Here is a 15,480-nt window from a genome sequence, read left to right as displayed (position 1 = left end):
AAATAAAAATCCCGTCCCTTGTCTGAATCAAGGGACGAGATTTGACCCGCGTTGCCACCCAAATTGCTTATGACTTTTAAAAAGTTCACAAGCCGCTTTATCATTGATAACGGAAATGATCCGTTTATGCCGATACTGACAGCATTTCTCTCAGGGATGGATTCATGCCGCGCCCCTCGCCGCTTCCCACCGCCCGCGGCTCTCTTCGTAAGGACCTCGTCACTAGTTGTTCCCGTCATCAAGTTCACATTTTTCACTAATAAAAATTTACAATATGCCGGGCAAAAATGCAAGCGGTCAGACGGTTTCTTCAACCATACGGACAAAATAGCGATGCATGCGCAGATCATCAGTCAATTCCGGGTGAAAAGCGCACGTAAGAAAGCGTCCCTGACGGCAGGCCACAACGTTATCCTCGTAGGTCGAAAGCACTTCAACGCCATCGCCGACACTTTTGATATAGGGCGCCCGAATAAAGACGCCGTCATAATGGTCGGCCACATGTTTAATCGCCAGATCGGCTTCAAAGCTGTCAACCTGACGGCCGAAAGCATTGCGCTTGACATCGATATCGAGCAGGCCGAGATGAGGGCCTTGCCGTCCTTCAATTTTTTTAGCCATCAGAATCAGTCCCGCGCAGGTGCCGAAAACAGGCTTGTCCGCCGAAAAAGTTTTTATGGCATCAAAGAGACCGTATTTATCCAGCAGCCGGCGCATCGTTGTGCTTTCTCCCCCAGGGAGGACAAGCCCGTCAAGGCCTTCCAGATCCTGAACGTTTTTTACAACGTACGCTTCTGCTCCTGATGCCTTCAGTGCTTTAACGTGCTCGCTCACTGCTCCCTGAACTGCTAAAACGCCGATTTTAGTCGTCATAATTCCAAACCACCTTATAATCCACGGTCCTGCATCCGCTCTGAAGGGTTAAGCGTGCCCATGTCAATCCCCTTCATCGGTTCGCCAAGACCTTTTGAAAGTTCTGCGATGCGTTCGTAATCCTTGTAATAAGTCGTTGCTTCAACGATTGCTTTGGCGAATTTTGCAGGATTTTCCGATTTGAAAATACCGGATCCGACAAATACACCGTCCGCCCCAAGCTCCATCATCAGCGCGGCATCCGCTGGTGTCGCCACACCGCCAGCTGCAAAATTGACGACCGGAAGCCGTCCCGCTTCCTTGATTTGAAGAAGAATTTCATAGGGAGCACCCAGTTCCTTTGCAAAAACCATCAATTCATCCGGCGACATACCGACAACCTTGCGCACCTGGCTGTTCACGAGGCGCATGTGGCGGACAGCTTCAACAATATTGCCGGTTCCCGGCTCACCCTTTGTCCGGAGCATTGCCGCACCTTCACCGATCCGGCGCGCCGCCTCGCCCAGATCACGGCAGCCGCAGACAAAAGGCACCGTAAAGGTTTTCTTGTCGATATGATACACGTCGTCTGCCGGTGTCAGCACTTCGCTTTCATCTATATAGTCGACTTTCATCGCTTCGAGCACACGTGCTTCAACAATATGTCCGATGCGTGCCTTCGCCATGACCGGGATTGAAACGGCATTCAGGACCTGTTCGACGATTGTCGGGTCGGCCATCCGCGCGACTCCGCCCGCCTTGCGGATATCCGACGGCACACGCTCAAGCGCCATGACGGCGGTGGCTCCGGCTTCCTCCGCGATTTTAGCCTGTTCGGCATTGACCACGTCCATGATCACGCCGCCTTTTTGCATCTCGGCCATACCTCTTTTAACTTTATCTGTACCTTTTTCAGCCATGACTATTCCTCCATTTTCAGCCTAGAGAATTTCCTTTCGAATTCGGGTAATTCTAGTGTACAATAATTCACAGTCAATAACTATATTTTAAGGATATTTTGACCATCTTTTCATTCCAGGTAAGGGAAAATCAGGAGATTTATGTTGAAAAATCTCCTGACTCCGTGTTCACTGCCCATTTCATAAATTAATTTTCTTAAAAACGGCTGGCAATCCATGAAAAAATTCCTGCAAAGAAACTGCCTATACCCTGAAACATCCGAACAATCCAGCTGTTTTGGTCCACTTGTTCAGCGGCTACAACCGGAATCTTGTTATCATTTGAAAATAAGTGCCCATACGCAGTGCTGCCACCAGCTGCAAGTGTGGCATAACCGATCTGTTCGCCTTTTTTGACCGGAGCTTCCAGTTGCCCGTTTTTGTTTAGCTTTGAACGGTCAAGTGTGACATGAAAAGCAGCACCGGAGTTTTCTCCGTTCGGCACCATGAGGCTCATGGATTTTCCAAACGCGAGTTTCACGCTGCCCGCTTGGCCGTTATGAACATCAATCGCTTTCTGGCCTGGAATCAGCTGATCATTCTGAGCAACGGCTTTTTCCGAAAACTGCTGATAGCCGTAATCAAACAACGTTTTCGTCTGGTCAAAACGCTGCCCGTCTGAACTGGTTCCCATGACAACACTGATCAGACGGTGGCCGTTCCGATTGACCGTGCCGGTAAAGCAATAGCCTGCAAGGTCGGTATGCCCGGTCTTCAGCCCGTCCACACCTTCGTATGTGTATTGTTTCATATTCGAACCGAATCCAGGGAGCATGTAGTTCCAGTTTACCATTTGAATGGGGGTGTCAACGCCTGCCGTAAAATTCTTTACCGGAATCTTTGAGATGCTCAGCGCTTCGGGATAGTCTTTGATTACATGATAAGCCAGCTTGGCAAGATCCCGGGCCGACAGCTCATTGGCACCATTTGAGCCGCCATAAGAAGCGAACTTCCCAAGATCGGCATTTTCAAGACCTGAACTATTAATATAATGGGCGTTCGTCATGCCAAGTTTTTTGGCTGTCTGATTCATTAAATTGGCAAAATTTTTCTCCGAACCGCCGATTTTTTCAGCCAGGGCTATAGCCGCTCCGTTTGCCGAATAAATAGCCATCGCTTCGTACAAGTCTCTGACGGTGTATTGATAGTCTTTTCTTAGTGGAACATTGGAATACGTACGATTCTGTGAAATCTGATAGGCATAATCACTGATGGACACCTTGGTGTCCCATGTCAGCTTTTTAGAGTGCAGCGCCTGCATCACCAGATATTCGGTCATCATCTTGGTCATGCTGGCAGGCGGATACAGTTGATCCGCGTTTTTTTCGTATAAAATCTGGCCATTATTATAGTCAATGAGAATGGCAGATTTTGCCTGAATGCCGAGCGTGTCCGCTGCTTTTGCCGTGGAAGCAAACGGACTCTGAAAGCCTAAAATCAGTGCCAGAATAAAAATGAGACCTGTCACTGCATAATGATGCAGCCTTTTACTAAAATTCAACCCCTACACCCCCGAATGGTTTCACGCTTCATCCCGGTCCCGTGATGAACGAGAGACATAAGAAAAACTTAGTGAAGTCAAGTCTTTGACGATGGCCTGAGCCTTAGTTTTTCTTATACTAGACACCTCTAATCTTTTATCTTTTATACTTTCTTATTTGTATAAAAAACCGAGGCGAAACAACTCGTCCCGTAAAAAATAATATTATTTAATAGAATAGTTCGGTGCTTCTTTCGTAATTTGCACGTCATGAGGATGGCTTTCCAGCAAACCGGCGTTGGTAATTCTTGTAAATCTGGCCTGATTACGCAAATCCTCTATGGTCGGCGTTCCGCAATACCCCATGCCTGACCTCAGCCCGCCGATCAGCTGGTAGATAGTATCCGCCAGCTTTCCTTTGTAAGGAACACGTCCTTCAATACCTTCGGGAACAAGTTTCTTCTGATTTTCCTGAAAATAACGGTCTTTGCTGCCATGTTCCATTGCGCTTACCGAGCCCATTCCGCGATAGACTTTAAATTGCCGGCCCTGATAAATTTCAGTCTCGCCCGGCGTTTCGTCGACGCCGGCCAGCAGTCCGCCCAGCATGACTGCGCTGCCGCCCGCCGCAAGTGCCTTCACAATGTCTCCCGAATATTTGATTCCACCGTCGGCAATAATAGCAATTCCATGCTTGTCCGCTTCATTGGCGCAATCATAGACGGCCGTGATCTGCGGAACACCGACTCCAGCGACAACGCGGGTTGTACAAATTGACCCCGGTCCAATACCGACCTTGACCACATCTACGCCGGCATCGATCAGTGCCTTTGTACCTTCAGGGGTGGCTACATTTCCGGCAACCAGGCTGACTTTCGGATATTTTTTACGGATTTCCGCGACTTTTTCCAGAACGCCCTTGGAGTGCCCGTGTGCCGTATCAATGACAATCGCATCTGCGCCTGCTTCAACGAGTTTTTCAACACGAACCAAAGCGTCCGAAGTCACGCCGACTGCCGCTGCGACAAGCAGTCTGCCATGTTTGTCCTTCGCTGAGCTGGGAAATTCAACGACTTTCTCAATATCCTTGGTTGTAATCAGCCCTTTTAAGACGCCGTTCTGGTCAACAAGCGGCAGTTTCTCAATGCGGTGGCGGTTCAGTATCTCTTCCGCCTCGCCAAGACTCGTGCCGACCGGTGCCGTGATCAGATTGTCCTTAGTCATCATATCGCCGATTCTCGACGAGTAATCCTTGACAAACCGCATATCGCGGTTTGTCAAAATACCGACCAGGTGCTGATCTCTTTTGTTGTCGACAATCGGGACACCCGAAATACGATATTTGTTCATCAGGTGTTCCGCATCAAAAATCTGGTCGTCAGGAGTCAAAGAGAAAGGATTCGTGATGACGCCGCTTTCGGATCTTTTGACTTTATCGACTTGTTCCGCCTGCTCCTCAATCGACATATTCTTATGAATTACGCCCATGCCGCCCTGCCTGGCCATAGCGATCGCCATAGCCGCCTCGGTAACTGTATCCATTCCGGCACTGATAATCGGGATGTTCAGTTTAAGCGCATTGGTCAGCGCGGTTTTTACAGAGACATCCCGGGGCAGGATTTCGGATGCTGCAGGGATCAGCAATACGTCATCAAAGGTCAGTGATTCTTTTACAAATTTGTCTTCTCGCATTAACGTTTACCCCCATAGATGATTGTCTTCACTACCCAAAAATTTTATTGTTAGCTTATCAATTGGACAAACGGCTGTCAAGAAGACCAAACGAAGTTATACTTTTCTAATAACGGCTGCCGATTTAACGGATTTCCGGCGTCCGAAAGAGGTGTAACTATCCGGTTACAATCTGGTCTATACCAAGAAGCTTGTTTCCGGAAAGGTCGATCACCTGATTATTTTCCAGACGGACGAGCGGACGCGTCGCTGATGATTTAGCGGGAATGAAGACGATCTTCCCCCTCCGGCCATCCGACAGCATGACTTCAGAGCCGATAAAAAGAGTCATCACTTCATTACAAAACTTCTCCAAAAGATATCCGGACAATTTTCCGTAGGAACCCTCAATGAGACGGTCAAGTATCCGGACCGGCCACCCGTTTTCCGGACATGCTGCAGCATAATGAAGAAAACGGTCACAGACTGCCAGTATTTTGCCGGAACGGCTGAGCCGTTCGCCATTTAACCGGAGCGGGTAGCCGCTTCCGTCCTCCCGTTCGTGATGCTGAATGACGGCGAGCATGGCTTCTTCCGTCAAGCTCGGAACACCTTTCAGCATTTTATAGCTGTCCGTGACGTGTCTTTCATACAGCGACCGTTCATTGCCCGCATCATTTTCCTTTTTATTCAGGACAGAGGGCGGCAGTTTGGCCAGACCGCAATCAGCAAGCATTCCTGCGAGCCCGATCTGATAGATGTCTCCCTGAGAGAAACTGAGTTTTTTTCCAAGAAAAGCCGAAAGCAGCCCCATGGCAACGCTTCGGTCCGCTCCGCTTCGAATCATTGTCCGTTTCAGAAAAAAACGGGCAATCCAGATCGGATCATTAAGAGAGTCGGCGAGAAGCGGCATCACGGCTCTCCTGAACTCTCCAATATTAATTCCCGAACCGGATTGCCACTGTTTAAAAAATGAGTTGTAGGCGGAAACAGCCATCTGATAGTTTCCATTTGAAGAATCGACCTTCATTTCCGACGGATCGAAGGTCTCTGCGGCTTTTTCCGTTTTCTCCTCGGCGGCATGTATGGTCTGGCCCGAAGCCGTTTTTGTTTCCACTTCTGCGCTGTCGATCAGGAATGCCTTAAGGAATGCAATATGCACGTCCTTTAGAACGGTGCCCGAACGAATCAGCGGCTTGTTGGATTTAGCGTAAACATCTTTTTTCAGCACATAACCTGCTTTCAGTACGCTCGCTTTCAACAGCATTCTGTTTTTCCTCACATTCTCCTGCAAATTAGAAGATTAAGGTTCACTGTTCTGTTGCCGCTGTCCTTCCGATGGTGTCTCTTCTTTTTTTCTGTCGTCATTTAAATCTTCTTTCTGCAATGCATCCCCATCGTCCACTTCGCTTTTTTGGATACGGGCAATGGTAGACACGCTGTCTCCTTCATCGACACGGATAAGGGTGACACCCATTGTATTTCTTCCTAACTTTGAAATCCCGGAGACCGGCATCCTGATAATGACACCGTTCGCGGTCATGATCATCAGATCCTCGTCTTCTTCAACCGTCCGCAGAGCAACCAGATTGCCGTTTTTTTCCGTAATATTGCAAGTCTTTAGGCCCTTGCCGCCACGTGTCTGTTTGCGGTATTCACTGCAGGCGGTGCGTTTGCCGAACCCTTTTTCCGTAACGATCAGCACGTCGCTGTCATCACCGACAATGCCCATTCCGACCACTTCATCTCCCGCCTCCAACGTAATCGCCTTGACGCCGGCCGCGGTTCTGCCCATTGAGCGAACATCCTTTTCGCTATAGCGAATGGCCATCCCCTTTTTCGTACCGACGATCAGGTCTCTTTTTCCGTCTGTCAGGCGAACGGCGATTAATTCGTCTTCATCACGCACCGTGATGGCAAACAGGCCACCTTTTCTGATATTCGAAAAGTCGGAGAGTGGGGAACGTTTCGTTATACCCTTTCTCGTCAGAAAAACAAGATAATGTGTGTCGTCAAAGTCTTCGACAGGGAAAAACGCCGTGATATATTCATTTTTTTCTATCTGTATCAGATTGATGATCGGGATTCCCTTCGCCGTTCTGCCCAGCTCAGGAATTTCATAGCCTTTAAGCTGAAATACCCTGCCCTTGTTTGTAAAAAAGAGCACATGATGATGCGTTGTCGTCTGAAAAAGATGTTCGACAAAATCGTCTTCGTTGGTACCCATACCCTGAATGCCCCGTCCGCCGCGATTCTGGCTTTTATAAGCGGCAACGGGCATGCGCTTTACATAGCCTTTATGAGAAACCGTGATGACAACGTCTTCCCGCTCAATCAGATCTTCATCTTCAATCAGGTTGCTTCCGACAGTGATTTCCGTTCGGCGGGTGTCATTGAATTTTTCTTTGATTTCTCGCAGCTCTTTCCGGATAATGTGCAGAACCTTCTGCTCATCGGCAAGAATGGCTTTCAATTCAGCGATTTTCTGAACGAGTTCAGCATATTCCTGTTCGATCTTTTCCCGTTCGAGACCGGTCAGTCTTTGCAGGCGCATATCTAGAATCGCCTGTGCCTGCTCCTCAGTGAGTGCAAAGTTTTCCATTAACTCGCTTCGGGCAATATCCGCTGTTTTCGAGTTTCGAATTAACGTAATGACCTCATCCAGATGATCCAGGGCGATCCGCAGACCTTCGAGAATGTGGGCTCTTGCTTCCGCCTTCTTCAGTTCGAAGCTCGTCCTCCGGCGGATCACCGTCTCCTGATGAGCCAGATAGTAGTGCAGGCATTCTTTCAACGTCAGGACACGGGGCCTTCCATCGACAAGCGCAAGGAGATTAATTCCGAAACTTGTCTGCAGGCCGGTATGCTTGTACAGGTTGTTCAGAAGGACGTTGGCATTCGCATCCTTGCGTACTTCAATAACCATCCGCATCCCGCGCCGGTCCGACTCATCGCGCAGATCGGTAATCCCGTCGATCTTTTTCTCCTTGACCAAATCGGCAATGCGTTCGATCAGTTTCGCTTTATTGACTTGATAGGGCAGCTCGGTGACGACAATACTTTCTTTTCCGCTCGGATGCTGCTCAATCTCAACCTTAGCCCGTACGATAATCGATCCGCGTCCCGAACGGTAGGCGCGTTTGATCCCTTCACGTCCAAGGATCAGGCCGCCGGTCGGAAAATCAGGCCCCGGGATATAGTGCATCAGTTCATCGGCACTGATTTCCGGATTCTTGCTGAGTGCCAGGACGGCATCAATGACTTCGCCGAGCTGATGCGGCGGAATATTGGTTGCCATGCCAACAGCTATCCCGGAAGCTCCGTTTACGAGCAGATTTGGAAAGCGCGATGGCAGAACCGCCGGCTCCTGTTCCGATCCGTCATAGTTATCCTGGAAATCAATCGTGTCTTTGCGGATGTCACGGACCATTTCCATCGATATTTTCGACATCCTTGCTTCCGTATAACGCATCGCCGCCGCAGGATCCCCGTCGACCGATCCGAAGTTTCCATGGCCGTCCACAAGTTCATAGCGAAAGCTGAAATCCTGAGCCATACGCACCATTGATTCATAGACTGCGGCATCGCCGTGAGGATGGTACTTGCCGATCACTTCACCGACAATTCTCGCCGATTTCTTGTATGCTTTGTCGGCAGTGATCCCCAGTTCGTTCATTGCGAACAGAATTCGCCGGTGAACCGGCTTGAGTCCGTCACGCACATCGGGGAGCGCACGGCTGACGATGACACTCATCGCATAGTCAAGAAAAGAGGTGCGCATTTCATGACCGATATCGACCGGCCTGACTCTTGATTCGTCTTGCTCTGCCATCTTTCTTCCTCCTTACTTAAGTAAAACCGCATTTCCTGCTGTTATTCTTCCTGATTCCCGAAATGATCGGCATCGCAGCCGGATCAGAATATCAGACATCCAGGTTTTGTACAAAATGGGCATTTTCCTGAATAAAATCGTATCTCGGTTCCACCCTGTCGCCCATCAGCATTTCGAAAATCTGGTCAGCCTCAATGGCGTCTTCCAAATTGACTTTGAGTACAAGGCGGTTGTCCGGATCCATAGTCGTCTCCCATAGCTGCTCGGGATTCATTTCCCCGAGACCTTTATAGCGCTGCAGAGCCGGTTTCACGTTTTCCGGAAGTTCCGTCTGAATCTTCTCAAGCTCACGGTCATTGTACGCATATTTCAGCGTTTTGCCATACTGCACGCGATACAGCGGCGGCTGGGCAATGTAGACATAACCGTTCTCCAGGAGCGGCCGCATAAACCGGTAGAAGAACGTTAACAATAAAGTGCGGATATGCGCACCGTCAACGTCGGCGTCCGTCATAATAATGATTTTGTGATATCTTGCTTTTTCCAGTTTGAATTCCTCGCCGACCCCGGTACCCAGCGCCGTAATCATCGCCCGGATTTCAGCGTTGGATAGTACTTTGTCCAGTCTCGCTTTTTCTACATTGAGAATTTTACCGCGCAGCGGTAGAATCGCCTGAAACATCCGGTCACGCCCCTGCTTGGCCGAGCCGCCGGCTGAATCTCCTTCGACGATGTAGAGTTCCGAAATACTGGCATCCCTGGACGTGCAGTCCGCAAGTTTGCCGGGAAGCGACGAACTTTCCAGACTGCTCTTCCGTCGTGTTAGTTCCCGCGCCTTTTTCGCAGCCGAGCGCGCCCGCGCCGCGACCATCCCTTTTTCGACAATCATCCGCGCGATATCCGGATTTTCATACAAATATCTGGAAAAAGACTCGGAAAACATCGAATCGGTGATCGCCCGTACTTCCGGATTCCCGAGCTTGGTCTTTGTCTGTCCCTCAAACTGCGGATCCGGATGCTTGATTGAGACAATGGCTGTCAGGCCTTCACGGACATCTTCGCCCGTTAAATTCGGGTCGCTGGCCTTCATCTGCTGATTTTTTTTCGCATAGTCATTGATCACCCTGGTCAGAGCAATCTTGAAGCCGTATTCGTGCGACCCGCCTTCATGGGTATGAATGTTATTGGCAAAGGAATAAAGCTGGCTTGAAAAGCCGTTGTTGTACTGCAGCGCAATTTCAACCCTGATTCCGTCCTTCTCTCCTTCAAGATCGATCGGCTGATGAAGAACTTCTTTCGAACGATTGAGAAATTCAACGTAGGAACGGATACCGCCCTCAAAATGGAAGGTTTCTTTTCTGTCTTTCTCCCGTTTATCTTCAATCGAAATACGAATATTTTTATTTAGAAAAGCCAGCTCCCTGACTCGGATGCGAAGCGTATCATAATCGAAATGAGTGGTTTCTTTGAAAATCTCGGGATCGGGAATAAAGTGGGTCGTCGTTCCTGTACGATCGGCGTCTCCGATCACCTTCAGATCCTCAGCCGGTTTGCCGCGATGGTATTCTTGATAGTACACGTGTCCGTTACGGTAGACTTTCACCCACATTGTTGTCGACAGCGCATTAACCACCGACGCACCGACACCGTGAAGACCGCCGGACACCTTATAACCGCCGCCGCCGAACTTTCCGCCTGCATGGAGAACGGTCATGATGACTTCAACCGCGGGCCGGCCGACTTTCTTCTGAATGTCGACAGGAATACCCCGGCCGTCATCCATTACGGTGATACCGCCGTCTTTCTCGATAATTACCTGAATATGGCTGCAGTAACCGGCAAGCGCTTCGTCAATTGAATTATCGACGATTTCCCATACAAGGTGATGCAGGCCTTTTTCTCCGGTTGTACCGATATACATGCCGGGCCTTTTTCTAACGGCTTCAAGTCCTTCAAGGACCTGAATCTGGCTGGCGTTATAAGACTGGTTCAATTCATGTTGTTCCTTCATCATACCCCACCTAACTTGGTGTCATCTGACACAGAATACCCTTTATTTCCCGGCTTTTACTTCGGATCTTTCATAAGCGAGAAGGCCGATCCGGCCCTTTTCCTGATCGTGGCAGAACTGAAAGAGGACACATACCACCTTTTTTCTGTCAAAATGACAGATTTAATTGGCTGGTCCGCATTCTGTACCCAGGCTCCATTTTTTTTCTGACTGGCAAAAACCGCCTGATTCGCTTCAGCGTCTTTTATGGTTTGATAATCAAACACAGCAATGACTTCGCTGGAATCAACGATCATCCCTTCTCCCAGGTGGACATACATTGGCCCTCAGCCTTTCAATGATTCTACTTTTCCCTGTCGGATCTGAAAAAGTGCCGCGCGATCCAATAAACTCCGGTCGAGCCCGGCAATGGATGTCGTCGTAACAAAAGTCTGCACCTTCTGCTTGAACACGCCAAGCAGATGTGTCTTCCTGATATCGTCGAGTTCACTCAGTACGTCATCCAGAAGAAGGAGCGGGTATTCGCCCACTTCGTGCCTGATCAATTCGATCTCCGCAAGTTTGACCGAAAGAGCCGCCGTTCTTTGCTGGCCCTGTGAACCGAATGTCTGGACATCGCGGTCATTAATTCTGAATTGCAGATCGTCACGGTGCGGACCGATCAGCGTAAGCCCTCTTTCAATCTCCCTCTTTTTCAGCCGTTCATAAGTCTTCTCGTAAGCCTTTACTATTTTTGACCGTTCACAGTTTTCTAATACGTCACGGACCGAGGATTGGTAGGCAACCGAGAGGCGCTCTCTGCCGTGGCTGATTTCCGAATGGATTCCGGTCGCCCATTCATTCAGTTCGGAAACAAACGCCTGCCTGCGTACGACAATTTCGGAAGCAAGATCGATCAGTTTCTCAGTCAGGATGTCCAGCAGGGCGCCGGAGCTGGCGGCATGATGTGAAAAATCTTTTAGCAGGGCGTTTCTCTGCTGAAGCACTTTCTGGTATTCGCCCAAAACATGTATATAGACAGGCGCAATCTGCCCTATCTCCATGTCGATGAAACGTCTGCGGACCGCGGGACTGCCCTTAACGAGGCTCAGATCCTCTGGAGCGAACATGACCACATTGCAGATGCCCACATATTCGCTCAGCCTGCGCTTTTCAAGGTGATTTGCCTTTGCTTTTTTTCCCTTTTTTGAGATGACGAGTTCCATCGGGACCGTATCGCCACGTCTGGCTATTCTACCCTTTATTTTACCATATTCCTCATCCCATTTGATTAAATCTTTATCATGAGCGGTTCTTGAAGACTTGGCGATCGACAAAACATAGATCGCTTCCAGAAGATTGGTTTTTCCCTGAGCATTTTCCCCCAGAAATACATTGACAGAATCAGAAAAGGACAGCGACAGATGGCTGTAATTTCTATAATTTGTCAATTCTATGGATTCCAGTTTCAAGCTGGGGTGCCCCCTTACGGCCTGCCGATGACAAATTCGCCCGTTTTCGCAATTTTAATCCGATCGCCTTCGCGCAATTTTTTCCCTCTTCGCGTCTCACGCTCGCCATTCACATAAACTTCATTGTTCATTAGAAAAAATTTGGCTCCGCCGCCCGTCTGAATCGTTCCTGTATATTTGAGAAACTGCCCAAGTGTAATAAATTCTTCTTTCTCAGCCAGCGTTACTTCCTTCATCTCTCCGCCTCTTTTCAGCAATATGATTGGCATGTGCCGGCCGTTAAAATGTTCTGATCGGCAAAATCAGCATCAGAATCCCTTCGTCGCCGATCGGACGGATAATGAATGGCCGCATCGGCCCGGTAAAAAAGATTCTGACATTCTGTGCATCAATTTTACTCAGCGCATCCATCATGAATTTAGCGCTGAAGGAAATATGCAGGGTTTCTCCTTCAAATTTTTCCGTATTGAGCGTTTCAAAAACGCGGCCGAGTTCCGCAGATTGAGATGAAATCTCGACCTGCTCGCCGTCGGCCCGCAATTTGACGACATTGTTCCGCTCTTCCTTCGCTAGAAGCGAGGCACGTTCAATCGAGTGATAAAGATCTTTTGTCGAAAGCGTCATCGTTGTTTTGCTGTCGCTTGGAATAAGCCGGCTCGTGTCCGGATAATTTCCATCTAGAAGCCGTGAATAAAACTGCATATTACGTGTTTTGAAAAGAACCTGGTTTGCAGTAATGACTAGATCAATATTTTTTTCATCATCGTCATCGAGGATTTTCGACAGTTCGTTTAAACTTGTTCCCGGAATCACAATGTTGAAAACTTCCGTTTCATTTACGCTTTCGATTGAAACGGATCTTTGCGCCAAACGATGGCTGTCGGTGGCTACGCAATCCAGTCTGCCGTCCTTGATCGTCCATTTTACACCGGTCAGCACTGGACGGGTTTCCGAATCGGATACCGCATAAATCGTTTGTCTGATCAGGTCTTTTAAGAGATCCTTTCTTATACTGACAACGTCTTTTTCGTTAATAACCGGAAGATTCGGATATTCGTCCGGATCCAATCCGTTCAGGCTGAATTCGGCTTTTCCGGATGTAATCTTTGCGATCAGACGGCTGTCCGCCTCAATTAATATCTGTTCATCAGGGAGTTTACGAACCAATTCGGAAAAAAGGCGGGAAGGAAGGACAATGCTGCCTGCCTTATCAATTTCCACATTTTCACTGCCGTTTTCTTCAAGAGGAATAAAAGATTTTATCGAAATATCTGAATTGCTGCCGGTCAGTGTAATCCCGTCCAAACCGGCAGTTATTTTGATACCTGTCAGGATCGGAATGGTTGTTCGCGTGGAGATCGCTTTCATCACACGATTTACGGCATCACTCAGCTTATCTTTTTGCACCGTAAATTTCATTGCGAGTGTCGTGTTCTGATTGGTTTCTTCCATTTCTTGCATGATTCTTGCCCCCAATATATTTATAAATAGTAATTAAAAATAATCATAACAGTAATAGGACTTGTGAACATGTGGATAACCGCGATGAAACGGAAAAACGCAGGTTGTTCACATGTAGATAAACCGTGAATAAAACCGGGGCGTGTCGTTGAACTTATACACACCCCTGTGAACGAATCATTCGTATTTTTCAGGCGTTCATTGCGTCTTGATCGGCGCTTTGAGACGGTCGATGAGACCGTTGATTTTCTGCTGCAGCTCGCGATCGGAAGCAAGCTGTTTCGTTATTTTTTCATGTGCATGGATAACGGTTGTATGATCGCGTCCGCCGAATTCTTCCCCGATTTTCGGAAGAGAGTAGTCTGTGAGTTCACGAGCAAGATACATGGCAATCTGCCTCGGAAAAGCAATCGACTTTGTTCTTTTCTTTGCAGAAAAATCCTCCAGCTTTAACCCGTATTCTTCGCCGACGGTCATTTGTATATCCTGTATCGTAATTGTCTTCGGTTTTGACGAAGGGATAATGTCTTTCAGGGCCTCGGCGGCAAGATCCACGTTGATATCCTGATTATTTAAGGACGAGAAGGCAATAACGCGAATCAGCGCACCTTCCAGTTCACGAATATTCGTGTCAATTTGATTGGCAATATAGATCATGACTTCGTTCGGGATATCGAGGCCTTCCGCTTTGGCCTTCTTCCGGAGAATCGCAATCCGCGTCTCCAAATCGGGCGGCGTAATATCCGTGATCAGGCCCCATTCAAAACGGGAACGCAGCCGGTCCTCAAGCGTCGGAATCTCCTTTGGCGGCCGGTCGCTTGAGATGACGATCTGCTTATATTCTTCATGCAGGGCATTGAAAGTGTGGAAAAATTCTTCCTGAGTCTGTTCTTTCCCGGCAAGAAACTGAATATCATCTATGAGAAGGACATCCACACTTCGATATTTGTTGCGGAATTCGACGGTTTTATTATCGCGGATCGAGTTAATAAATTCATTCGTAAATTTTTCGGAAGAAAGATAGACAACCCGTGCGGCAGGGTTGTGCTCAATCACATAATGCCCGATCGCGTGCATCAGATGGGTCTTTCCCAGGCCGACACCGCCGTAGATGAACAGCGGATTATAGGCTTTTGCAGGCGCTTCGGCCACGGCAAGCGATGCGGCATGGGCGAACCGGTTTCCCGAACCGATGACAAATGTTTCAAATGTATTTTTAGAATTGAGCATGCTGTTGTTCAATTCTTCGATGCGTCTCGGAGTGCTTTGATTTAAACGGCCGGGGTTGTCTGAATAGCCGTTCTGCGGCCTGAGATTCATTGGATCACTCTTTCTTGTTTTCGGCGGACTCGGGCTTTCGGTCACGCCGGACCTTTTTTGCGGGATAACAAACTGGACATTGTAATGGACACCTGTGATGTCGTAAAGAATATCGGAGATCAGTCTGGAGTAGTGATCTTCCAGCCAGTCACGGGAAAATTCATTGGGGACGCTGATGATGACTGTCTGTCCGTTTATTGACTGCGCCTGTGTCTCTTTCAGCCAGGTTTCAAAACTGGGCTTGCTGAGTTTTTTCTTTATGATCGCAAGTGCCTGGTTCCATACTTCTTGAAGATTATTCAATGCCTGGCGGCCCCCCTTTTTAAAAATAGAATAATGTTTTCGTGCTTTAGAGGACGTAAAAAATAATTGATCGGCCGGCTGTGGAGTACTGCGGCAGAATTCGTGCCTGCCGCTCGATGAATGGGCTCTCTTTTTTTGGT

At 48.4% G+C, this 15,480-nt stretch carries 12 protein-coding genes and 1 other annotated feature; all 12 genes read right to left on the bottom strand.

The features are described from left to right. Window positions 1-27 precede the first annotated feature (27 nt). Window positions 28-248 (bottom strand) — a binding site (T-box leader). A 49-nt stretch (window positions 249-297) separates the two neighbouring features. Further along, a complete protein-coding gene (pdxT, locus tag IEX81_RS11320; protein ID WP_188803376.1) occupies window positions 298-873 on the bottom strand; it encodes a pyridoxal 5'-phosphate synthase glutaminase subunit PdxT in 576 nt (191 codons plus the stop codon). 14 nt (window positions 874-887) lie between these two features. Then, on the bottom strand, window positions 888-1,772 hold the full coding sequence (pdxS, locus tag IEX81_RS11315) for a pyridoxal 5'-phosphate synthase lyase subunit PdxS (RefSeq protein ID WP_188803374.1): 885 nt from the start codon (window positions 1,770-1,772) through the stop codon (window positions 888-890). Window positions 1,773-1,968: 196 nt separating this feature from the next. Further along, a complete protein-coding gene (locus tag IEX81_RS11310; protein ID WP_188803373.1) occupies window positions 1,969-3,312 on the bottom strand; it encodes a D-alanyl-D-alanine carboxypeptidase family protein in 1,344 nt (447 codons plus the stop codon). A 204-nt stretch (window positions 3,313-3,516) separates the two neighbouring features. After that, window positions 3,517-4,983 carry an IMP dehydrogenase gene (guaB, locus tag IEX81_RS11305; RefSeq protein WP_188803371.1) on the bottom strand — a complete coding sequence of 489 codons (1,467 nt, stop codon included), beginning with the start codon at window positions 4,981-4,983 and terminating at the stop codon, window positions 3,517-3,519. Between the two features lie 157 nt (window positions 4,984-5,140). Further along, a complete protein-coding gene (locus tag IEX81_RS11300; RefSeq protein ID WP_188803369.1) occupies window positions 5,141-6,229 on the bottom strand; it encodes an HD-GYP domain-containing protein in 1,089 nt (362 codons plus the stop codon). A 36-nt stretch (window positions 6,230-6,265) separates the two neighbouring features. Beyond that, window positions 6,266-8,794, bottom strand: coding sequence for a DNA gyrase subunit A (gyrA, locus tag IEX81_RS11295; RefSeq protein WP_188803367.1), 2,529 nt, complete (start codon window positions 8,792-8,794; stop codon window positions 6,266-6,268). A 91-nt stretch (window positions 8,795-8,885) separates the two neighbouring features. Continuing rightward, a complete protein-coding gene (gene gyrB / locus IEX81_RS11290; protein WP_188803365.1) occupies window positions 8,886-10,805 on the bottom strand; it encodes a DNA topoisomerase (ATP-hydrolyzing) subunit B in 1,920 nt (639 codons plus the stop codon). A gap of 56 nt (window positions 10,806-10,861) precedes the next feature. After that, window positions 10,862-11,125: an extracellular matrix regulator RemB gene (remB, locus tag IEX81_RS11285; protein WP_188803363.1), complete on the bottom strand. Its 264-nt coding sequence runs from the start codon at window positions 11,123-11,125 to the stop codon at window positions 10,862-10,864. Between the two features lie 6 nt (window positions 11,126-11,131). Next, window positions 11,132-12,256, bottom strand: a complete 1,125-nt coding sequence (gene recF, locus IEX81_RS11280) for a DNA replication/repair protein RecF (protein ID WP_188803361.1) — start codon at window positions 12,254-12,256, stop codon at window positions 11,132-11,134. A gap of 14 nt (window positions 12,257-12,270) precedes the next feature. Next, the gene (gene yaaA / locus IEX81_RS11275; protein WP_188803359.1) at window positions 12,271-12,492 is read right to left on the bottom strand and encodes a S4 domain-containing protein YaaA; all 222 of its coding nucleotides are present in this window, start codon (window positions 12,490-12,492) and stop codon (window positions 12,271-12,273) included. Window positions 12,493-12,535: 43 nt separating this feature from the next. Continuing rightward, window positions 12,536-13,675 carry a DNA polymerase III subunit beta gene (gene dnaN, locus IEX81_RS11270; RefSeq protein WP_188803460.1) on the bottom strand — a complete coding sequence of 380 codons (1,140 nt, stop codon included), beginning with the start codon at window positions 13,673-13,675 and terminating at the stop codon, window positions 12,536-12,538. Window positions 13,676-13,915: 240 nt separating this feature from the next. Then, window positions 13,916-15,340: a chromosomal replication initiator protein DnaA gene (gene dnaA / locus IEX81_RS11265; RefSeq protein WP_188803357.1), complete on the bottom strand. Its 1,425-nt coding sequence runs from the start codon at window positions 15,338-15,340 to the stop codon at window positions 13,916-13,918. Between the last annotated feature and the right edge of the window lie 140 nt (window positions 15,341-15,480).

The sequence above is a fragment of the Sporolactobacillus putidus genome, assembly GCF_014647035.1.
GTDB classification, from domain to species: Bacteria; Bacillota; Bacilli; order Bacillales; family Sporolactobacillaceae; genus Sporolactobacillus; species Sporolactobacillus putidus.
The sequence above is the reverse complement of the archived record's forward strand: the minus strand, read 5'-3'. Positions and strand labels throughout refer to the sequence as shown.